The sequence below is a fragment of the Pseudomonas sp. S11P7 genome, from assembly GCF_023195435.1.
In the GTDB taxonomy this organism is placed as follows: domain Bacteria; phylum Pseudomonadota; class Gammaproteobacteria; order Pseudomonadales; family Pseudomonadaceae; genus Aquipseudomonas; species Aquipseudomonas fluorescens_G.
Genome location: NZ_JALPKS020000002.1, coordinates 5234058 through 5254824, shown reverse-complemented (window position 1 = coordinate 5254824; position 20767 = coordinate 5234058). Strand labels below are relative to the sequence as shown.

The 20767-nt window shown below is 60.6% G+C and carries 21 protein-coding genes and 1 tRNA gene; 7 read left to right on the top strand and 15 right to left on the bottom strand.

What is annotated here, in order from left to right; genetic code table 11:
* Positions 1–3: 3 nt before the first annotated feature.
* The 10 genes from M0746_RS24065 to M0746_RS24020 form a co-directional block, all read right to left on the bottom strand.
* Positions 4–456, bottom strand: a complete 453-nt coding sequence (locus M0746_RS24065; protein ID WP_208939123.1) for a hypothetical protein — start codon at positions 454–456, stop codon at positions 4–6.
* A 6-nt stretch (positions 457–462) separates the two neighbouring features.
* Positions 463–876 carry a hypothetical protein gene (locus tag M0746_RS24060; RefSeq protein ID WP_258450845.1) on the bottom strand — a complete coding sequence of 138 codons (414 nt, stop codon included), beginning with the start codon at positions 874–876 and terminating at the stop codon, positions 463–465.
* A gap of 29 nt (positions 877–905) precedes the next feature.
* Entirely contained in the window at positions 906–1880 is a 975-nt protein-coding gene (locus M0746_RS24055) for an alpha/beta hydrolase family protein (RefSeq protein WP_258450843.1), read from the bottom strand.
* Between the two features lie 67 nt (positions 1881–1947).
* Positions 1948–3006: a PDDEXK nuclease domain-containing protein gene (locus M0746_RS24050; RefSeq protein ID WP_258450842.1), complete on the bottom strand. Its 1059-nt coding sequence runs from the start codon at positions 3004–3006 to the stop codon at positions 1948–1950.
* 179 nt (positions 3007–3185) lie between these two features.
* On the bottom strand, positions 3186–3473 hold the full coding sequence (locus M0746_RS24045; RefSeq protein WP_258450840.1) for a hypothetical protein: 288 nt from the start codon (positions 3471–3473) through the stop codon (positions 3186–3188).
* A gap of 185 nt (positions 3474–3658) precedes the next feature.
* Positions 3659–3734 (bottom strand) — tRNA-Phe (locus M0746_RS24040).
* 91 nt (positions 3735–3825) lie between these two features.
* A complete protein-coding gene (locus M0746_RS24035; protein WP_258450837.1) occupies positions 3826–4098 on the bottom strand; it encodes an oxidative damage protection protein in 273 nt (90 codons plus the stop codon).
* Positions 4095–5162 (bottom strand): A/G-specific adenine glycosylase, encoded by a 1068-nt coding sequence (mutY, locus tag M0746_RS24030; protein WP_258450836.1) that lies wholly within the window; start codon positions 5160–5162, stop codon positions 4095–4097. The genes M0746_RS24035 and mutY overlap by 4 nt, the downstream gene beginning before the upstream one ends.
* Positions 5159–7375 (bottom strand): AsmA family protein, encoded by a 2217-nt coding sequence (locus M0746_RS24025; protein ID WP_258450835.1) that lies wholly within the window; start codon positions 7373–7375, stop codon positions 5159–5161. The genes mutY and M0746_RS24025 overlap by 4 nt, the downstream gene beginning before the upstream one ends.
* Positions 7376–7408: 33 nt before the next feature.
* Positions 7409–7858 (bottom strand): PanM family protein, encoded by a 450-nt coding sequence (locus M0746_RS24020; RefSeq protein WP_258450834.1) that lies wholly within the window; start codon positions 7856–7858, stop codon positions 7409–7411.
* Positions 7859–8082: 224 nt separating this feature from the next.
* On the opposite strand from M0746_RS24020, the gene M0746_RS24015 reads away from it, so the two are divergent.
* From M0746_RS24015 to M0746_RS23985, 7 genes are all read left to right on the top strand, one after another.
* On the top strand, positions 8083–9747 hold the full coding sequence (locus M0746_RS24015) for an OFA family MFS transporter (RefSeq protein WP_208939116.1): 1665 nt from the start codon (positions 8083–8085) through the stop codon (positions 9745–9747).
* A 270-nt stretch (positions 9748–10017) separates the two neighbouring features.
* The gene (gene hisB, locus M0746_RS24010) at positions 10018–10611 is read left to right on the top strand and encodes an imidazoleglycerol-phosphate dehydratase HisB (protein WP_007909204.1); all 594 of its coding nucleotides are present in this window, start codon (positions 10018–10020) and stop codon (positions 10609–10611) included.
* Positions 10611–11249, top strand: coding sequence for an imidazole glycerol phosphate synthase subunit HisH (hisH, locus tag M0746_RS24005; RefSeq protein WP_008080553.1), 639 nt, complete (start codon positions 10611–10613; stop codon positions 11247–11249). The genes hisB and hisH overlap by 1 nt, the downstream gene beginning before the upstream one ends.
* Positions 11250–11510 carry a DUF2164 domain-containing protein gene (locus tag M0746_RS24000; RefSeq protein ID WP_011332018.1) on the top strand — a complete coding sequence of 87 codons (261 nt, stop codon included), beginning with the start codon at positions 11250–11252 and terminating at the stop codon, positions 11508–11510. It abuts the gene before it with no gap.
* 102 nt (positions 11511–11612) lie between these two features.
* On the top strand, positions 11613–12350 hold the full coding sequence (hisA, locus tag M0746_RS23995; protein ID WP_041071396.1) for a 1-(5-phosphoribosyl)-5-[(5-phosphoribosylamino)methylideneamino]imidazole-4-carboxamide isomerase: 738 nt from the start codon (positions 11613–11615) through the stop codon (positions 12348–12350).
* Positions 12351–12359: 9 nt separating this feature from the next.
* Positions 12360–13130 (top strand): imidazole glycerol phosphate synthase subunit HisF, encoded by a 771-nt coding sequence (hisF, locus tag M0746_RS23990; RefSeq protein ID WP_007909211.1) that lies wholly within the window; start codon positions 12360–12362, stop codon positions 13128–13130.
* An 85-nt stretch (positions 13131–13215) separates the two neighbouring features.
* Positions 13216–13971 carry a substrate-binding periplasmic protein gene (locus tag M0746_RS23985; protein WP_258450826.1) on the top strand — a complete coding sequence of 252 codons (756 nt, stop codon included), beginning with the start codon at positions 13216–13218 and terminating at the stop codon, positions 13969–13971.
* On the opposite strand, the gene M0746_RS23980 is transcribed toward M0746_RS23985, so the two are convergent.
* The 5 genes from M0746_RS23980 to gpmI form a co-directional block, all read right to left on the bottom strand.
* Positions 13952–15325 carry a Vps62-related protein gene (locus M0746_RS23980; protein ID WP_258450824.1) on the bottom strand — a complete coding sequence of 458 codons (1374 nt, stop codon included), beginning with the start codon at positions 15323–15325 and terminating at the stop codon, positions 13952–13954. The genes M0746_RS23985 and M0746_RS23980 overlap by 20 nt on opposite strands.
* A 117-nt stretch (positions 15326–15442) precedes the next feature.
* The gene (locus M0746_RS23975; protein ID WP_258450823.1) at positions 15443–16219 is read right to left on the bottom strand and encodes a divergent polysaccharide deacetylase family protein; all 777 of its coding nucleotides are present in this window, start codon (positions 16217–16219) and stop codon (positions 15443–15445) included.
* 2 nt (positions 16220–16221) lie between these two features.
* Positions 16222–17541 carry a S41 family peptidase gene (locus M0746_RS23970; RefSeq protein ID WP_093105959.1) on the bottom strand — a complete coding sequence of 440 codons (1320 nt, stop codon included), beginning with the start codon at positions 17539–17541 and terminating at the stop codon, positions 16222–16224.
* Positions 17542–17572: 31 nt separating this feature from the next.
* The gene (locus M0746_RS23965; protein WP_208941156.1) at positions 17573–18859 is read right to left on the bottom strand and encodes a murein hydrolase activator EnvC family protein; all 1287 of its coding nucleotides are present in this window, start codon (positions 18857–18859) and stop codon (positions 17573–17575) included.
* Between the two features lie 231 nt (positions 18860–19090).
* Positions 19091–20620 (bottom strand): 2,3-bisphosphoglycerate-independent phosphoglycerate mutase, encoded by a 1530-nt coding sequence (gene gpmI / locus M0746_RS23960; protein ID WP_258450822.1) that lies wholly within the window; start codon positions 20618–20620, stop codon positions 19091–19093.
* Between the last annotated feature and the right edge of the window lie 147 nt (positions 20621–20767).

Genomic DNA, 20767 nt, shown 5'->3' with positions numbered 1-20767 from the left:
GATTTATTCGCTCTTTTCTTCCGGCGAGTCCACCGACTTGCCATAAGCATCCAGCGCCACCCCGAAATCGGTGATGAACTGCGGTTCGCTCAGCCAGGCCTGGGCTTCTTCGATGGTCATGCCGTCGGCCCACATGCGGTAGTCGATCAGCATGTCGGCGGCCAGGTGGGTGGCGGCCATGCCTTCGTTGTCGGCGTTTTCCATGTCCAGCAGTTCGGGATGGTCGACGATGATGAAGGCCAGTTCGCGCAGCAGTGTCAGCAACATCTCGTTGCGGCTGACGGCTTCGGCGTCGCGCATTTTGCTGAACATCGCCAGGGTGTATTCCGGGATCGGCTCGGCGAGGTGGCCGAGGTCTTCGTCCTGATCCAAAGGTTTACGACCGACCATGCGGATTTGCTTGGCTTTAGCCTTGGCGCGTTTGGCGCGTTTCTGCTGCTTGTTCAGGGATGCCATGGGAACTCAGTTCTTCTGTTGGGTTTGCGCGGCGATCGCGTCGGACGCGGCCACATAGTCGGCCTGGAAGGCCGGGGATTCGATCCACGCCAGCGCGCCGGCCTCGTCGGTTTCCTGCGACCACTGGCGATATTCGATCAGCGCGGCGAGGATGAAATCCATCGCGCCTTCTTCGCCTTCCTGCTCATAGACCAGTTCCAGCAGCGGGTCTTCGAGGAACGCGCTGCACATCGCTTGCTGGCTGATCTTTTCGGCGTCGATCATTTTCTTGAACAGCTCGGTGAGGTCCACCGATTCGAAGTCGATGCGGTCGTCGTTCGGGTCCAGTTCGACCTGCGCCTCGGCGCGTTTGGTACGGTTCTGCTTGGCCTTGGTCTTGGCCCGGGCGGCGCGTTTTTGCTGCTTGTTGGCGGAGGCCATGGTGTGTTCCGTCGTGCGTTGGGAAGGGCTCAGCTGCGCGGGACTTGCCGGCCGGGTGTGTCGGGGGCCAGTGCGCCGGTCTGCAGCCAGGTCAGAGCGATGGGCCATAGTGTGGCTTGGTATGCGCTGCGAAAAAAGGCGAAATGTCCGACTTGTTGTTCGCCGATGTCCTGCGGCTCGATACGCAGGTGAATTTTTGCCGCGTTGCTGAAGTAGTCGAGCAGGCGTTCGATGGCCGGGATCGTGCCGTAAGGGTCATCGCTGATGCTGATGGCCAGAGTTTGCGCGCGGATGTTGGTGAAGGGCAGGGCACCGGTCTTCTGCATCAGAACGCGACCGCTCGGGCGCTGTTCGAAGCGCGCGGCAGGCGTGCTCCAGTCGCGTACAACGCCCTTTGGCGTGTCTTCCAGCCAGCCGAGCCGCTTACCCGGGAAAAAGCCGCAGAGCAGCGTCAGCAAAGGCATGACCACATGCCATTTGCCCAACATGCGCCAGCGCTGTTCGGGAGCGTAATCGCGCCAGTACGCAAACTGCGCGCCGACGGTGACCAGCCGTCGGATGACTCGCCCGGATTCGGCCAGCCCTGCCGCGCAACCGCCGAAACTGTGGCCAACCACATCGATCGGCTGCCCGGGAAACTCCCGCTGCGCACGTTTGAGCATCGCCTGGAAATCCAGCGCGCCCCAATCCGTCCATGACGCGTTCAAGCCTTTGATCGAAGCGCGGCGCGATTCACCGATGCCTCGATAGTCGTAGGTCATCACGTCGAAACCATGGCTGAACAGATAAGCCGCGAAACGTGAATAGTGACGGCAGCGTACGGACGTGGCGGCATTGATGATGACCACCGGGCGTTGCGGGTCGGGCGAGGTGTGGCGCCAGGTGAAACCGCCGAGTGCATAGCCGTCGTCGGCGGTTTCCTTGAAGGCGATACCTTCGCTTGCAGTCAGAACCGGTTGGCTCAATTCAGCGTTTTGCAGTTCGGTTGTGTGCTGACTGCTCATGGCGCGCGACCTCGGCGGAGAGTTGCCAACGATAGTCTCAGCGTTGTCCGAGAACAATCCAGCTCGTTTATTCAGGGGATTGGGTGAGCAGGCGTTCTTCAATCAGCGCCTGTTCGCGGTTCAGTTCGGCGCGTAACTCTTCTTCGCTCGGCAATATCGTTTTGTAACTGCTGGCGAACAGTTGCTCATTGCCTTTGAGCATCGAATAACGCGCAACCGAGTCGTTGCTCTCGGCGCTCAGAATGATGCCGACAGTCGGCTTGTCGCCCTCGCTGCGCTTGAGCTCGTCGTACATGCGCACATACATGTCCATCTGCCCGACATCGCGGGCGCTGAGCTTGCCGCGTTTGAGGTCGATAATCACGAAGCACTTGAGCAGGTAGTTGTAGAACACCAGATCGATGTAGAGATCAACGCCGTCAGTGCTGATGCGTTGCTGCCGAGCGACAAAGGAGAAGCCTTTGCCCAGTTCAAGCAGAAAGCTTTGCAGGTGATCGATGAGCGCTTGTTCGAGTCCGCTTTCCCTGACTTTTCCCGCCGAGGGCAGGCCAAGGAACTCGAGCATGACCGGATCGCGAATGAATTCCCGTGGGTTGCATTTCATTGCGTTGATATTGGTGGTCGCTTCCTCGATCATCTCGGTTTTGTCCTGACTCATGAGCAGGCGCTCGTAATAGAGCGTCAGGATCTGCCGATCAAGGGCGCGGCTTGACCAGTTGAGGTCGGCACATTCGTTCATGTACCACAGGCGCGCTTTCTCGCTTTCGACGCGTAGCAGGCGACGGTAATGGGTCCAGCTCAATTCGTGACGCAGTGCGTCACGAATTGGAAACGCCTGATAAAAGAGGCGCATGTAGCGCAGATTGGAGGCGTCGAACCCCTTCCCGAACTGCTCCGTCAGATCCTTTGCCAGCAGCGCCAGCAACTGCTGACCATAACCTGCACGCTGGGCGCCCTTCTGTTCTAATTCGACAATGTGCCGGCCGATCTGCCAACACGTCTGCACTTGAATCGTATCAACCGCGCGCAGCACTTTTTGCCGCGCCTGGCGAATCAGCTCGCCCAGCTCGCCCCGCAGTGAATCGATTTTCGGGTCTTGCGTGTCAGCAGGTTTTAGCTGGCTCATGGGGTCTTCCGCGTCAGGGTGAACAGACGTAAAAGCATGACGATTGTCGCCGCTTGAGTATGTCGGGGGAGACGGTGAAGTCCGCAGGAAGAAGAGATTGCCATTGCAGGACGTTGCCGAGGACCGAAGCTTTGCCGGGCTGGCGTCTGTAGTCCGTTTCGTACGCGTGGCGACAACCGTTAGCGCGAGCGCGATTTGCGTTGGGTTCTGGCCGCGGGTTTGTCGAGGCGCGTCAGTCTGTGCCACGCCAGGCCTGCGACCAGCAACAAGACGCCGAAGAGACCTTGAAGTACGACATGGAACCAGTACGCGCCTGGCTGCCCGGCGAGTGTGTAGACCTTGGCCGGCCCGCCGCGCGTGGCGGTGGTGATCGTCTCGTGGATAACGCCGTCGATGGCTGAGTAGCCCAGCAGCGCGCCGGTGCCGATCAGAAACAGGCAAATCACGATTGCCAGTCCTCTGGACACCGGACTTTCCTGGTGCGGCGGCGGATGGGGCAGGGGCACGCGGGTTCGTTTCTGGTTCATTGCGGCAATAGCCCTCTTCCGTAAGGGGTGCTGATGGTAGCGCGGATCAAGGGGCGGGACGCCACCTTCACCAAATCGCAGGCATAAAAAAACCCTGAATCTTGCGATTCAGGGTTTTCGGTATTTGGTGCCCAGAGACGGAATCGAACCGCCGACACGGGGATTTTCAATCCCCTGCTCTACCGACTGAGCTATCTGGGCAACGGGGCGCATTAAAAGGGTTTTTCGGATTTACGTCAACGACTTTTTGAAAATTTCTTAAATTAATTCCGTCGCTTACGAAAAACCCGGGTTATTCGGATGGCGGCACGTAGCCTTCGGCCTTGGCGTATTCCTCGCCGGAGAAGTACTTGTCCATTTCGCCCTGAAGGAATTTGCGGTCTTCGGCATTCATCATGTTCAGGCGCTTTTCGTTGATCAGCAGGGTCTGGTGTTTCTGCCAGTCGGCCCAGGCCTTGGCGGACACGTTGTCATAGATGTCCTGGCCCTTGGCGCCGGGGAACGGTGCGCGTTCAAGGCCTTCGAGTTGTTCTTTGTACTTGCGGCACATTACGGTGCGGGTCATGGCGATACTCCTGCATTCAAGACGGCGGCCGCGCGTTCGAGCAAGGTCTTGACCGGGGCGGCGAGGCCCAGGCGCGGCGGGGTGGCGAGGTTATACCAGAGCCAGTCGGCCTCGGCCACGTGATGGGTGGCCTCCTGTACCTGAACCAGCCAGGGTTCGATCGACAGCTGGAAATGGCTGAACGTGTGGACAAGGCTTGGCAGCGCCTGCTGCTGGCCCATGGTCAGCGAGTGTTGATCGGCCAGATGTTGCAGATCGTCCAGATCATCCAGCTCCGGCAGACTCCACAAGCCGCCCCACAGACCCGTCGAAGGGCGGCGATAAAGCAGAATCGCGCCTTCGCCGTTGGCGAGCATCGGCATCAGCGTGCGCTTTTGCGGGATGGCTTTGCGCGGCTTGGGAATCGGGTAGCGGGTTTCCAGGCCGAGCATGTGCGCTTCGCAGCCACGCTCCAGCGGGCACAGCAGGCAGCTCGGTTTGCTGCGCGTGCACAGCGTGGCGCCGAGATCCATCATCGCCTGGGTGTAGGCGTTGACCCGATCATGCGGCGTGAAGCGTTCAGCGTTGGCCCACAGCTGTTTGGCCACCTTCGGCTCGCCGGGGTAACCCTCCTGCGCGGTAAAACGCGCCAGCACGCGTTTGACGTTGCCATCGAGGATTGGCGCGCGCAGGCCCATGCTGATGCTGGCGATGGCGCCCGCTGTGGACAGGCCAATGCCCGGCAGTTCCGTGAGCTTTTCGACATCGCGCGGAAACTCACCGGCGTACTGGCTGACGACGATCTTCGCGGTCTTTTGCAAATTGCGCGCGCGGGTGTAGTAACCCAGCCCGGTCCACAGATGCAGCACTTCGTCTTCCGGTGCGGCGGCGAGCGCTTCGACGGTCGGCAACGCGGTCATGAAGCGATCAAAGTAATTGAGCACCGTGCTGACCTGGGTCTGCTGCAGCATGATCTCCGACACCCACACCCGATATGGATTGATGTTCTGTTGCCAAGGCAGATCGTGGCGGCCGTGGCGGTCGAACCAGTCGAGCACCGCGGTGGAAAACTGCTCCGCTGTCATCGCTTGAACAGCCCCTTCAATGCGTTCTTCAGTTCCGGGCTGACCTTGTCGCCCAGCTTTTCGTCGATCTTTTCGCTGAGCTTGTCGCCGGCCATTTTGCTCGCGACCTGGCCGAGGCGATCATTGTCGATGCGGCAGGCCTTGGCGCCGAGTTCCAGCGGGCCGCGGCAACGCAGTGGCCATTCGACGCCGACGAATTTTTCGCCGACCTGGCAGGCCGGGTCAGGCATGGCGCTGGTGTCGCCTTCGACGATGATGCCAACGCGATAATCCATGCCGAGTACGCGCAGGTCGATGTCGCCGTCACCGTTGACGGTCATGCCGGGGATGCGCACTTTCAGGTCCGGGTTGCTGGCGATGCCGTTGCGTACGGTCAGGTTGCCCTTGAGTTCTTCGAACGGCGTGTCCTTGCCGCGCGGCTCGCCGCTGAGAGTCTTGCGATTGAGCGTGGCGATGCCTTTGCACAGTTGCTGCTCAAGGTTGGCATTGAGCAGCACGCCGTTGTTGATGACGAAACTGGCGTTGCCGTTCAGCGTGTCGATCAGCGCCTGCTGGCTGTTGCCACTGCCGGTGAAGCTGCTGGTGAGAGTCACCAGACCTTTGACCGGCGGGTTCTTGCCTTGGCTTTCGATGATCTTTTCTGCAGGGACGCGATTGAGTCGGGTCTGCAGATTCAACACCGGCGCGCTCGGGCGCACGTCGAGCGTGCCGTTGGCGACGAATCCGCCGTTGTACAGATCACCGCTGAGGTTGGTCAGAGTCAGCAGGCCACCCTGGCCGCTGGCCTTGAGCGCGGCGTTGTCGATCGGTAGCTTGTCGAGGATCAGTTGGCCGAAGCTAAGGTCAGCGTCCACGTCAAGTTTGGCCAGGCGTTCAACCGGCAGCAGGCGCTCGGTGCTCCAGGCGGTTTTGCTCGGTTTGTCCGGCAGCGGCGTAGTACCTGCGACGGCACCGGCCTCGGTGTTGGCGACTTCGGCCTGACGCGTCTGCGTGGCGCTGTTGGCCTGCGCCGATTTCGGCGGCAGATAACGGTCGGCGTTGAAGGTGTCGGCCTTGAGGATCATCCGCAGCGATTGCTTGGCGAAGTCTTCGACGGCGATACGGCCGCTGATGCTGCTGTCGTCGAGCTTCAGGTTGATGTTGTCGAACGCGACGCTGCTGGGCGTGGCCGCGATGCGGCTGACCAGTTCGACCTTGCTCAGACTGCCTTCGGCCATGGCCGGCAGAGCCTGCCCGACGCTGTCGACGAATTTCGCCAGATCGAACTGGGCAATCGAAATGCCACCGCTGATCTGCGGCGTCTTGTCGAGGTCGTTGGCTTTCAGTTCACCCAAGGCGCGCAGCTGGTTGGCGGAAATCTTGATGCCAGTCCATTCGGCGACATTCGCCGCTTTATCCAGCAACAACTGCCCTTGCGCCGAGAAGGTCATGGTCTTGCCCTGCAGCGGATCGCCGGCCAGTTCGCCCGACAGCTTCAAGTCTTCGAACTTGTAGCGCTGCACGGCGCGTTCGAAGCGCAACTCGCCGCTGAGTTCGGTGCGCACGCGCAGCACCGGTTGATTGGTGCCAAGAAACGCGGTGGCTTTAACCGGAATATTGGTCGAGTCGTGGACCGGGCCAGTGCTCAACTGGATGCTTTCGGCGCTGAACTGCTTGCCGGTCAGCTCGTCGGTGTACTCAACGCGGGCGTTGTTGACGGTCAGGCTGTCGATGTCGAGGCGAATCGGCTGGGCCGGTTTTTCCACGGCTACGGTCGGTTCGCTGGCGGGCGCGTCGGTCTTGGCTGGCGGCGTTGTACCGGGCGCAAACGGCACCTTGCCGATGTCTTCCCAATTGCCGTGGCCGTTCTTGTCGCGGTTCAGGCGCAGGTTCAGGCCCTCGACGCGGACATCGCTCATTTGCACTTCGCGGCGCAGCAGCGGCAGCACGCGCACCGACAGGCCGAGCATCTGCAGGTCGGCGAACGGTTCGGCAGGTTTGGCCAGGGTGGCGACGCTGGCTTCGTGCAATTCCAGGCCGAGCCACGGGAACAGGCTCCAGCCGATATCGCCATTGAGCGTCAGCTCGATGTGGGCCTTGTCGCGAGCTATCTGGCGGATCTCGTCTTTGTAGTCGTTGGGATCGAAGAGGTGGGTCAGGGCAAAGCCTGCCGCCACGATGATCAGCAACAACCCGAGAAGCACCAGACCCAGGATTTTGCCGAACGCTTTCATGGGCGAGTCCTTGTAATGAGTCGAATTCGTAAATTAGCCGGGGAGTATAGCGCTGCAATGGCCCGGTTCGCTGTGGCGTCCTGTTGCCAGTACGTCCAGGGTTATGTGCAATTTGGTCGCGAGCGCTTGCGCCTCGACCTGTCCGGCAGGCGCGAGCAGGCGCAGTTCAGCCCCCGCTTGCGACGCCATTTCCTGCGCTTGGTTCACCAGCCGTTCGGCGACTCCGCGACGGCGGGTAACTTTTCGCACGCATAAATGAGACAAGTACCAGACCTCGTGGTGCCTTTGCAGACGCCCGGCACCGAGCAGGCGATCGTTGAAGCGTGCGGCGATCAGAGCGCCATCGGCGAGGCTGCTTTCGATCAGTTCGCTTTCCCCGGAAAACGGCGCAAACAGCCATGGCAGCGCGTCGCGATAGATCTTCTGCAAGTCCTGCTGATCCTGATAACTGGCGTCTTGGAGCACCTGAACGGTGATCGGCATGGTCGTTTCCTGAGTGGTACGAGAACAGATGACTTGAAAAAAGGTGATATCAGTTTGGTTTTTCTGTCACCTGAGAATGGTAACCTTCGCCAGTTCGTCCGCCCGTCTGCGACTTAAAGTCGCGCCTTCAAGGAGCTTCACCTAAAAAAACGGTCATGCCTGCGTGCATAAGGCCGAGGGTGAGCAGTGGCTGGCGAACCATACTAACAATTGGGGGATACACAATGAGCACGAGCATCACGGCGGACGGCCTGCGCGCCGACCAGCCTGCGTTCCTGTCCAAGGAACGCATCATCGCCAAGCCCGGTTTCAACCGCTGGCTGGTTCCACCGGCCGCTTTGGCCATTCACCTGTGCATCGGCATGGCCTACGGCTTTTCGGTGTTCTGGTTGCCGTTGTCCAAGGCGCTGGGCGTTACCGCTCCGGTGGCTTGCGCACCGGACATGAGTTTCATCGCACAGGTATTTTCTTCGAACTGCGACTGGCCGATCTCCATGCTCGGCTGGATCTACACGCTGTTCTTCATCTTCCTCGGCTGCTCGGCAGCGATCTGGGGTGGCTGGCTGGAACATGCCGGGCCACGCAAAGCTGGCGTTGTTTCGGCACTGTGCTGGTGCGGCGGTCTGTTGATCTCGGCGCTGGGTATCTATACCCACCAGATCTGGCTGATGTGGATCGGCTCCGGGGTGATCGGCGGTATCGGTCTGGGCCTGGGCTATATCTCGCCAGTGTCGACCCTGATCAAGTGGTTCCCGGACAAGCGCGGCATGGCGACCGGCATGGCGATCATGGGCTTCGGGGGCGGCGCGATGGTCGGCGCACCGTTGGCCACTGCGCTGATGAGCCACTTTGCTTCGGCTGAAGGCGTGGGCGTTTGGCAGAGCTTTGTGGCCATGGCTGCGATCTACTTCGTGTTCATGATCGGTGGCGCACTGTCCTACCGCGTGCCGCCAACCGGCTGGAAGCCTGAAGGCTGGACCGCGCCGGCGAAGAAAGCCTCGAACGCGATGATCACCAACCGTCACGTCCACGTGAACGTCGCGTGGAAAACCCCGCAATTCCGTCTGGTGTGGCTGGTGCTGTGCCTGAACGTATCTGCGGGTATCGGCATCCTCGGCATGGCTTCGCCACTGTTGCAGGAAGTGTTCGGCGGCAAGCTGCTGGGCGTTGATGTACCGTTCGGTCAACTTGACGCGGGTCAACTGGCTTCGATCGCTGCGATTGCCGCCGGTTTTACCGGTCTGTTGAGCCTGTTCAACATTGGTGGCCGGTTCTTCTGGGCTTCGTTCTCGGACTACCTGGGCCGCAAGAACACCTACTTCGTGTTCTTCGCCTTGGGTTTTGCCCTGTACGCGCTGATTCCGAACATGGGGCATCTGGGCAACGTTGCGCTGTTCGTGGGCGCGTTCTGCATCATCCTGTCGATGTACGGCGGTGGTTTCGCCACGGTGCCGGCGTATCTGGCCGACTTGTTCGGTACGCAAATGGTCGGCGCGATCCACGGTCGTCTGCTGACTGCCTGGGCTGCCGCGGGCGTGCTGGGTCCGGTGCTGGTGAACTACCTGCGTGAGTATCAGTTGAGCATCGGCGTTGAACGCGCCGCTGCGTATGACATCACCTTGTACATCCTCGCCGGCCTGCTGGTGCTGGGCTTCCTGTGCAACCTGATGGTGCGCCCGGTGGCCGACAAGTACTTCATGACCGACGCCGAACTGGCCGCCGAACAGGCGCTGGGCCATGACAAGGGTGCTGATGGCAGCACTGTCCTTGAGTGGAAAGCCGCACCGGGCAGCAAGCCGCTGGCAATCGCTGCGTGGCTGGTGGTCGGTATTCCGTTGGCGTGGGGTGTGTGGGTAACCCTGCAGAAGACGGCGGTACTGTTTCACTAAGGTCATTTACATTTGATCGTTCCCACGCTCTGCGTGGGAATGCTTCCCGTGACGCTCTGCGTCACATTTGAAGCGGACGCGGAGCGTCCGGGGCTGCACTCCCACGCAGAGCGTGGGAGCGATCATCATCCCTTCTCGCTTGTATGGACATGTCTACCCGCGACCACCGGGCATTCTATCCGTCAGCCATCTCACCTCTCGTGTTTCTGTTTGCCTCCTGCGTGCCTATAATGGCTGCCTTTTTCGCCCAATGATTTTGCGGAGCTGGTGATGGCCGAACGTAAGGCGTCTGTCGAGCGCGACACTCTGGAAACCCAGATCAAAGCCTCGATCAACCTTGATGGCACCGGAAAGGCCCGATTCGATATCGGTGTCCCTTTTCTTGAGCACATGCTGGATCAGATCGCCCGTCACGGGTTGATCGACCTGGATATCGAATGCAAGGGCGATCTGCATATCGACGACCACCATACGGTGGAAGACGTCGGTATCACCCTCGGCCAGGCGTTCGCCAAAGCCATCGGCGACAAGAAGGGCATCCGTCGCTACGGCCACGCCTACGTGCCGCTCGATGAGGCGCTGTCGCGCGTGGTGATCGATTTCTCCGGTCGCCCGGGTCTGCAGATGCACGTGCCGTACACCCGCGCCACGGTTGGCGGCTTCGATGTTGACCTGTTCCAGGAATTCTTTCAGGGCTTCGTCAACCACGCGCTGGTCAGCCTGCACATCGACAACCTGCGCGGCACCAACACTCACCACCAGATCGAAACCGTGTTCAAGGCTTTCGGCCGCGCGCTGCGCATGGCCGTCGAGCTGGACGAGCGCATGGCCGGGCAAATGCCTTCGACCAAAGGCGTGCTGTAATGCAGACGGTTGCAGTTATCGACTACGGCATGGGCAACCTGCACTCGGTGGCCAAGGCCTTGGAGCACGTCGGCGCCGGCAAGGTGCTGATCACCAGCGATGCCAATGTGATCCGCGAAGCCGACCGCGTGGTGTTTCCCGGTGTGGGCGCGATTCGCGATTGCATGGCGGAGATCCGTCGCCTCGGTTTCGACTCGCTGGTGCGTGAAGTCAGCCAGGATCGCCCGTTCCTCGGCATCTGCGTCGGCATGCAAGCCTTGCTCGATACCAGCGAAGAGAACGATGGCGTCGACTGCATCGGCCTGTTTCCGGGTGCGGTGAAGTTCTTCGGCAAAGACCTGCATGAAGACGGCGAGCACCTGAAAGTCCCGCACATGGGCTGGAACGAGGTAAAGCAGAAAGTCAGCCACCCGCTGTGGCATGACATTCCGGACATGGCGCGTTTCTATTTCGTGCACAGCTACTACATCGCCGCCGCCAACGCGCGGCAGGTGGTCGGTGGCGGTCACTACGGTGTCGATTTCGCCGCAGCGCTGGCCGATGGCTCGCGTTTCGCCGTGCAGTTTCACCCGGAGAAAAGCCATACCCATGGCCTGCAGCTCCTGCAGAACTTCGCCGCGTGGGACGGTCGCTGGTAAATGGCCGTCAAGAAGTCCAAGCCGCCGATTCTGACCCTCACTCCCGAACAGGAGAGCGAGGCCAATCGCAAGATTCAGCGATTCATGGAAGACCGTTTCGAACTGGACCTGGGTTCATTCGAAGCGGCGGAAATTCTTGAGCTGTTTACCCGCGAAATTGCTCCGCACTATTACAACAGGGCGATTTTCGATGTGCAGACCCACCTCAAAGAGCGGTTTGAAAGCATCGAAAGCGACCTGTGGGCGCTCGAAAAAAATTAGGAGCAGCGGCAAGCTTCAAGCTACCAGCTGCAAGAAACAGCCATACATGCGTGCTTGCAGCTTATAGCTTGCAGCTTGCAGCTCTTTGACGAAGGAAAAAGCATGCTGATTATTCCCGCTATCGATCTCAAAGACGGCGCCTGCGTACGTCTGCGCCAGGGCCGCATGGAAGATTCCACGGTGTTCTCCGATGACCCGGTGAGCATGGCTGCCAAGTGGGTGGAGGGCGGTTGCCGCCGTCTGCATCTGGTCGATCTGAACGGCGCTTTCGAAGGCCAGCCGGTCAATGGCGAAGTGGTCACTGCGATCGCCAAGCGCTACCCGAACCTGCCGATCCAGATCGGCGGCGGCATCCGTTCGCTGGAAACCATCGAGCATTACGTCAAGGCCGGCGTGAGCTACGTGATCATCGGCACCAAAGCCGTAAAAGATCCGGCCTTCGTCGCTGAAGCCTGCCGCGCGTTCCCGGGCAAGATCATCGTCGGCCTCGACGCCAAGGACGGTTTCGTCGCCACCGATGGTTGGGCGGAAATCAGCACCGTGCAGGTGATCGATCTGGCCAGGCAGTTTGAAGCCGATGGCGTGTCGTCGATCGTTTATACCGACATCGCCAAAGACGGCATGATGCAGGGCTGCAACGTACCGTTCACCGCTGCGCTGGCTGCGGCGACAAAGATCCCGGTGATCGCCTCCGGCGGTATCCACAATCTGGGTGATATCAAGTCGCTGCTCGACGCCAAGGCGCCGGGCATCATCGGTGCGATCACGGGCCGCGCGATCTACGAAGGCACACTCGATGTCGCTGAAGCGCAAGCTTTCTGCGATTCGTACCAAGGCTGAGGACTGACCATGGCGCTGGCCAAACGCATCATCCCTTGCCTGGACGTGGACAACGGCCGGGTCGTCAAAGGTGTGAAGTTCGAGAACATCCGCGACGCCGGTGATCCGGTGGAAATCGCCCGTCGCTACGACGAGCAGGGTGCCGACGAGATTACCTTTCTCGATATCACCGCCAGCGTCGATGGCCGTGACACGACGCTGCATACCGTCGAACGCATGGCCAGTCAGGTGTTCATCCCGCTGACCGTCGGCGGTGGCGTGCGCACCGTGCAGGACATTCGCAACCTGCTCAATGCCGGTGCTGACAAGGTATCGATCAACACCGCAGCGGTGTTCAACCCGGAATTCGTCGGTGAAGCGGCGCAGCATTTCGGCTCGCAGTGCATCGTCGTCGCCATCGACGCGAAGAAAGTTTCCGGCCCCGGCGAAACTCCGCGCTGGGAGATTTTCACCCACGGCGGGCGCAAGCCCACCGGCCTCGACGCGGTCGAGTGGGCGAAGAAAATGGAAGGCCTCGGTGCCGGTGAAATCCTCCTGACCAGCATGGATCAGGACGGCATGAAGAACGGCTTCGACCTCGGCGTGACCCGCGCAATCAGTGACGCGCTGGGCATTCCGGTGATCGCTTCCGGCGGCGTCGGCAACCTGCAGCATCTGGCTGACGGCATCCTCGAAGGCCACGCCAGCGCCGTGCTGGCGGCGAGTATTTTTCACTTCGGCGAGTACACCGTGCAGGAAGCCAAGGCGTATATGGCCAAACGCGGCATCGTGATGCGCTAGTCGCGACGCAAAAAGGTACAGGCCAGTGGACACCATGGCGCACCCAAGGCACTCTTGGGCACGCCATGGATTCCGGTAGCCCGACATGATCAAACGCCTGCTTCTCGTTCTCGCCAGCGCCTCGATGTTGCTCATCCAGACCGCCCGCGCCGAAAACGCTCCCGACACCGATCTGGTGCTTCTCACCGAAAACTTCCCGCCGTACAACATGGCGAAAAACGGCAAGAACTTCGCCCAGGGCGAGAATATCAGCGGCATCGCTACCGATATCGTGCGCGAAATGTTCCAGCGTGCCGGCCTCACCTACAGCCTCACGCTGCGCTTCCCTTGGGAGCGGGTGTACAAACTTGCCCTGGAAAATCCCGGCTACGGCGCCTTTGTCATGGCGCGTCTGCCGGATCGCGAAAAACTCTTCAAATGGGTCGGTCCGATCGGGCCGGACGACTGGATTCTGCTGGCCAAGGCTGACAGCAAGATCACCCTCGCCACACTGGAAGACGCGCGCAAATACAGGATCGGCGCCTACAAGGGCGATGCCATTGCCGAGACCCTGGCCAAGCAAGGTCTCAAGCCAATCGTGGTGCTGCGCGATCAGGATAATGCGAAAAAACTGGTCAACGGGCAGATCGATCTGTGGGCTACCGGTGATCCCGCCGGGCGTTATCTGGCCCGGCAGGATGGCGTGACCGGTCTGAAGACCGTGCTACGCTTCAACAGCGCCGAGTTGTACCTGGCGCTGAACAAGGATGTGCCAGATACAGTCGTTGCCAGGTTGCAGGCTGCGCTTGATCAAATGCGCAAGGACGGTGTTGTCGACGAGATCATGGGACGCTATCTGTAGTCACTGGCAGCTCTGTGCTTGCTGGCAACGCTGTGACTTCGTTATCCGCTTCGTGATCGACTGTTGTGCTTTCCAGGTGCGCGGCCTCGGCAGGCAGGACTGTCGCGTTCGGTTGCGGTGGTGTGTAGACGCTGAAGTGCAGGTTCTTGCCATCGGTGTAGCGGACGGCGCTGCCGATCTGCGTGCCGTCCGCGCGAAGCAGCCTATAGTCACTCTGAATCAGATAAACCGCCATCGCGCTGTTGCTGACCACGATAGCCGCGACGTCGATAGGTGCCGGGTTGAGCCATTCGTTCGAGTGCGTTTCACACAGGGTAAAATCATTGTTCAACCGCGCCGAAAACATAAAGGGGCGCGACAGGTTGCTTTGCCACTGTGCGCCGAATTCGATCCAGGTGGCGTTGCTGAACATGCGCAGTCTGTTGTTTTGCTGCAGGCGGGGTGCGACCCAGTGGACAGTCCTGTTGTTGTTTTCCGTGTTGTGGCAATGGCCAACGAGCTGATAATGATCCGTGCGCTGTAGCAGATACTCAGGTGACTGATCGAGCTGTTGGCGTCGGCTGAGCCTTGGGTCTTTTACGATGAACCATGGCAGTCGAGCGCTGTAAGCAGGTTGCTCGGGCGTCTGCAGGGTGGGTGGTGTTACATCGGCAAGGACTGGCGCGGCGGGGCGCGCATTGGCCTCAATCACAATCGGGATACGCAGGGAATAAAGGTTGAAATTGGCGGGTTTGGAATAACCCTTCACGCCGACGAAGGTGCCTGGTGCCAGATGGATTTCATCCGCAGGCGCCGAAGGCGGAATGGCACTCCATGTGCTGATGCTTTGCCGGGCTCCACTGCCCTTGTCTGTCCACACCGGTACATTGAGGCCAGAAGCAATCACGAGGTCGGCGCGGACGCAGCGCACAGCATTCAAGGAAGGCTTTGCGCGACCGTCGGAGCAGACCGAACCGAGCGCTACGTACCCTGGCGCAGGAATGGGTCGCCAGATCGCCCCGTCCTTTTTCGAACCTGAACCTGAGTCTTGCCAGATCAGTTCATAGTCGTCAGGCCGGCGCAGCGCGCTGCCTTTTGCGGGATCCGCACTGGGTGTCGCCGCTTCGCAAACCACGGCCACTGCATGTCTGTCATTAATGTTGTCATGGTCATCAATTGCCACGTCGCCCAACGGGAAATAACCCGGCAGCACATCGGCAGGTGGCGTGGGCCGCCAGAAGGCCGCCGGTTTCGCTCGGGAACCAGCGGTATCCCAGATGCGCAGAAACTCCGTGGTGAAGCTGATCAGCAAGTTGTCATTGCGGATGGGTTGCGTTTGCCTGGTTGGCAAAGCGGTAGTCTCATGAGTAGGCATTGCATCTCCTGATAGTTGAAAGGCGACGCAAGGGCGTCGCGACCTGTTGCAGGTCGCACTATCGGAAACGGGGACGGTTATCGGGTGGTATTTATGTATTTGCCAACGTCACAGGTTTTACCGGTAAACGCCGTCCTTGCCATGGCCGGCCATGGCGCGGTTGCTGCGTACGCTGATCATTTGCCGGATATCGATCCAGGCGATGCCCTGCGCCTTCAGTTTCGGCAATTCACGCTCGAGCACCGCGAGGGTTTGCGGATACGGATGGCCGATCATCACTGCTGAGCCCTGCTTGTGCGCCAGGCTGATTGCCGTGTGCAACTGCGTGGCGATTGCCGCCTCCGTGCGTTCGTCATCGAGGAATACGTCCCGCGAGACACTCGCCAGATCGATCTTCTGCGCCTGCTGCGCGGCGACCGTCTGGGCGCTGGTGCGGCTGTCGACGAAGAATTTATGACGGCGCTGCAATTCACCCATCAACCACGCCATCGCGGCGGGCTGCGCGGTCATGCGGCTGCCCATGTGGTTGTTGATGCCGGCGGTGAACGGGACTTTCTCGAAGGCGGCGTTCAGGCGTTTTTCGAGCTCTTCGATCGGCAGTTCCGGGTGCCAGGCATACGGCCCGGTGGCCGGGTCCATCGGCATGTGCAGGATGACGATCTTGCCGGCGCGGTGGGCCTCGCGGGCAAACTCGGTGGCGTGTGGGGTGTCCGGCATGATCGCGGTGGTCACCGGGCCGGGCAGGGCGAGCACGCGACGGTCCCGGGGCAGGTTTTGCCCCAGGTCATCGATGATCAGCGTCAGGTAGGCTTTGTGCGGTGCCGGGCTGGCGGGCTCTGCGTGAACAGCACCCGCCAGACAGCACAGCAGAACGAACAGAAAACGCAGCGACATCCTCAACGGCCGGACGTGATGCTCAGCCCTTTGAGCAGGCTCAGGGCCTGGGCCAACTGGTAATCGTCATCCTGCGGCATGGCCTTGGCTTTGCCGCCAGAGCCGGTCGGTTTGTCCGCGCCGCCGTTGCCGTTGCCCAGATGGCCCTGCAGATCGGCTTCCTTGAAGTATTCGCTGTCGGCTTCGTTGGTGATCTTCGCGCGGCGCACTTCGATGTCCGGCACGATGCCCTGCGCCTGGATCGAACGGCCATTCGGTGTGAAGTACAGCGCGGTGGTGATCTTCAGTGCGCGGTCGTTGTTCAGCGGCAGCACGGTCTGCACCGAGCCTTTGCCGAAACTGGTGGTGCCCATGACCACAGCGCGTTTCTGATCCTGCAGGGCGCCGGCGACGATCTCCGATGCCGAGGCGCTGCCGCCGTTGATCAGTACGACCATCGGCACTGCTTCGCTTTCGTCCTTGCCGGTAGCCGAGAAGCGCAATTCGGAGTTGGCGATGCGGCCCTTGGTGTAAACGATCAGGCCTTTGGTGATGAAGTGGTCGACCACTTCCACCGCCGATTGCAGCACGCCGCCCGGGTTGTTGCGCAGGTCGAGAATGATGCCGTTGAGCTTCTTGCCGTTGTCCTTGCGCAGCTTGGCCAGTGCTTTGGAAACTTCGTCGCCGGTCTTGACCTGGAACTGGGTGATGCGAATGTAGCCGTAGCCCGACTCCAGCAGCTGCGCCTTGACGCTCTTCACCTGAATCACTGCACGCGCCAGGGTCACGTCGAACGGCGTGCCGCCATCGCGGACCAGTGTCAGGGTGATTTTCTGGCCGATTTTGCCGCGCATCTTGTCGACGGCTTCGGTCATGGTCTGGCCGCGTGTCGGCTGGCCGTTGATCTTGACGATGAAGTCGCCGGCCTGAATACCGGCCTTCGACGCCGGAGTGTCATCGATCGGCGAGACGACCTTGATAAAACCATCCTCGGCGCCGACTTCGATGCCCAGACCGCCGAATTCACCGCTGGTGCTTTCCTGCAGTTCGGTGAAATCTTCCGGGCCCAGATAGGCCGAGTGCGGGTCAAGGTTGCTGAGCATGCCCTTGATCGCGTTCTCCAGCAGGGTCTTGTCGTCCACAGGTTCGACGTACGCGGCTTTGATCCGGTCCATGACCTCGGCGAAGGTGCGCAGCTCTTCCAGCGGCAGCGGTGCCTTGGCGGTCGCGGCAGTGCCTGCCGGAGCGACGGTCGGGGCCGGTTGCGCGGCGAACGCCAGAGGCGCGCCGATCACCAGGGCGATCGTCAGGGCCAGCGAGGTAAGGCGGGACAAATGCAGCATGTCGAACGAACTCCTGAATTAGGCGGTGCGCTTATCCTTGCGCACGACACCATTGCGCCGGATCACTCGGGTGACCCTGCTGACGAATTGCGAAATACAGCGCGGGTGTGTCCTGGCCGCCACTGTTACCGACAGTGGAGATCGACTCACCCGCTTTGACCACATCACCCGCCGACTTGAGCAGCGTCTGGTTGTGGCCGTACAGACTCAGAAAACCGTTGCCGTGATCGAGGATCACCAGCAAGCCGGCACCGCGCAGCCAGTCGGCAAACACCACGCGGCCGCCATGGACGGCATGCACCTGGCTGCCGGCGGAGGCGCTGATCATCACGCCGTCCCACTTGGTGCGGGCATCGTCGCCGCGGCTTTCACCGAAGCGTGCGAGTAATCGACCATCAACCGGCCATGGAAGTTTTCCCCGGGTTGCAGCAAAAGGCCCGCCAAACGTCTCGCCGCTGCTCGATACCAGGGCGCCGGGGGTTGGTCTGGCGGGTTTTCGTGGGGCGTCGCTGTTATCAGCCTGCGCCTCACGCAAGCGCTTTTTTTCCGCTTCCTGCTGGGCGATCAGCGCTTTCTGTCGCGCTTCTTCTGCCTCACGGGCCTGGCGGGCCAGGGTTTCTTCAATGGTTTTAAGGACTTTAGACAGGTCTGCCTGATCCTGCTCGCGGGCGGCGAGTTTCTGGTCGCGCGCTTTCACATCGTCATTGAGCCTGGCGAGCACCTGCTGGCGCTCCTTGCGCACTTTCTCGAGTGCTTCGCGCTGGGTGTCGAGATCGCTTTTCTGTACCAGCAACTGCGCCTGCTGCAGACCGATGTCTTTTTCGACATTGGCCAGTTGGCGCAGGGTTTCGTTGAAGTTCTTCAGCTGTTCCAGGCGAGCCTGGCTCAGGTAGTCGTAATAGGTCAGGGTGCGGGCGAATTTCTCGGGGTTCTGCTGGTTGAGCAGCAGCTTGAGGTATTCCTGCCGGCCGTTCTGATAGGCCGCTCGGGCCTGAATGGCGATCAGTCGCTGCTGTTCAGTGCGCGCGCTCTGGAGTTTTTTTTTCTCTGCATCGAGCCGCTGCAGCTCGGATTCGCTTTTCTGCAGCTCTTTCTGCAGGGCGTCGACCTGCTTCTGCAGCTTGCCCATCTCGGTTTCGGTGCCCTTGAGCTCTTTCTGCACGCCGGATTTTTCTTCCTGCAGCTTGCCGAGGAGCTTTTTCAGCTCGGCGATATCCTGACGCGTGGCGTCCAACTGTTGTTGGGTTTGCGCGCGCTCGTCGGCGAAGGCCGGCTGGAGCAGACAGGTCAGAGCAAGGGCGATCAGGACGCGAAGCATAGGGGCGGGCGGCACCAGGGTAAGGGACGGCCTAGTATGCCCGCCCGAGGCTGCAAAAAAAACGCCCAATTGGGGCTGTGTGATAACTGGCCTGAAAAACACCACGCACCCGGGTAGGAGTGAGCCTGCTCGCGATGGCATAGTCATATCCGACAGAATAGTTGACTGTTGGATTGCTATCGCGAGCAGGCTCACTCCTACAAGGGTTTTGCGGTGTTTTCCGGATTCGGATCAGACCAGGATCGAGGTACCGGTCATCTCTGCCGGTTTTTCCAGGCCCAGCAGCATCAGCATGGTCGGCGCTACATCCGCCAGTACGCCGCCTTCACGCACCTTGAGATCGCGCTTGCCGACGTAAATGAACGGCACCGGCTCGGTGGTGTGTGCGGTATGCGCCTGGCCGGTGGATTCGTCGGCCATCTGCTCGACGTTGCCGTGGTCAGCCGTGATCAGCGCTTCGCCACCGACTTTTTCCAGGGCTTCAACGATGCGCCCGACGCAGGTGTCCAGGCATTCGACCGCTTTGACCGCTGCGTCGAACACGCCGCTGTGGCCGACCATGTCGCCGTTGGCGTAGTTGACCACGATCACGTCGTAGCGCTGGTTTTCGATGGCATCGACGATGCGGTCGGTCACCTCTGGCGCGCTCATTTCCGGCTGCAGGTCGTAGGTCGCGACTTTCGGCGACGGGATCAGGATGCGCTCTTCGCCCGGAAACGGTTCTTCACGACCGCCAGAGAAGAAAAAGGTTACGTGCGCGTATTTTTCGGTTTCAGCGATGCGCAGCTGGGTTTTGCCGTTTTTCGCCAGATAGTCGCCCAGCACGTTTTCCAGGCTGCCAGCGGCGAAGGCCGACGGTGCAGGAATGCTCGCCGCGTATTGGGTGAGCATGACGAAACCGGCCAGTTTCGGCTGGCGGGCGCGTTCGAATTCCTTGAAGTCGTCCTCGACGAACACGCGAGTCAGCTCGCGGGCGCGGTCGGCACGGAAGTTCATGAACACCACGGCGTCGCCGTCTTCGACTTTGACCGGTTCACCGATGGTCGTGGCTTTGACGAATTCGTCGCTCTCGCCGCGCGCATAGGCGGCTTCAAGACCTTCCTGAGCGGTGGCGGCGTGGAATTCGCTGTTGCCGTCGACGATCAGGTTGTAGGCCTGGGCGACGCGATCCCAACGGTTGTCACGGTCCATGGCGAAATAACGGCCGATGATGCTGGCGATGCGGCCCTTGCCGAGTGCCTGGAAAGTCGCGTCGAGCAGTTCGATCGACGAGGCAGCGCTTTTCGGTGGCGTGTCACGGCCGTCGAGGAAAGCGTGCAGGTAGATTTTTTCCGCGCCGCGCTTGAACGCCAGTTCAGCCATGGCGATCAGGTGATCCTGGTGGCTGTGCACGCCGCCATCGGACAGCAGGCCCATGAAATGCACGGCCTTGCCCGCAGCCACGGCTTTATCCACTGCGGCGCAGATGGTCGGGTTCTCGAAGAACTCGCCGTCGCGGATCGCTTTGGTCACGCGGGTGAAGTCCTGATACACCACGCGCCCGGCGCCCAGGTTCATGTGGCCGACTTCGGAGTTGCCCATCTGCCCGTCCGGCAGACCGACGTCCATGCCGCTGCCCGAGATCAAGCCGTTCGGCACCGTGGCCCAGAGGCGATCAAGAACAGGCTTTTTCGCCGCGAACACGGCGTTCGATTCGGGGCTGTCGCTGTGACCGAAGCCGTCGAGAATCATCAGGACCAAAGGTTTAGGCGTAGTCGTCATGGAATCCACTCGTGGCTAATAAAGAAGAGGGCGATGCAAAACGGAGTTGGAGTTTAAAGCGAAGTTCCGACCGCGTCACCGCCGGACGGGGTTTGGCCGACCATAGTGGCTGTGTATACTGGCCGACATTTTAACGCCCTGGAACCT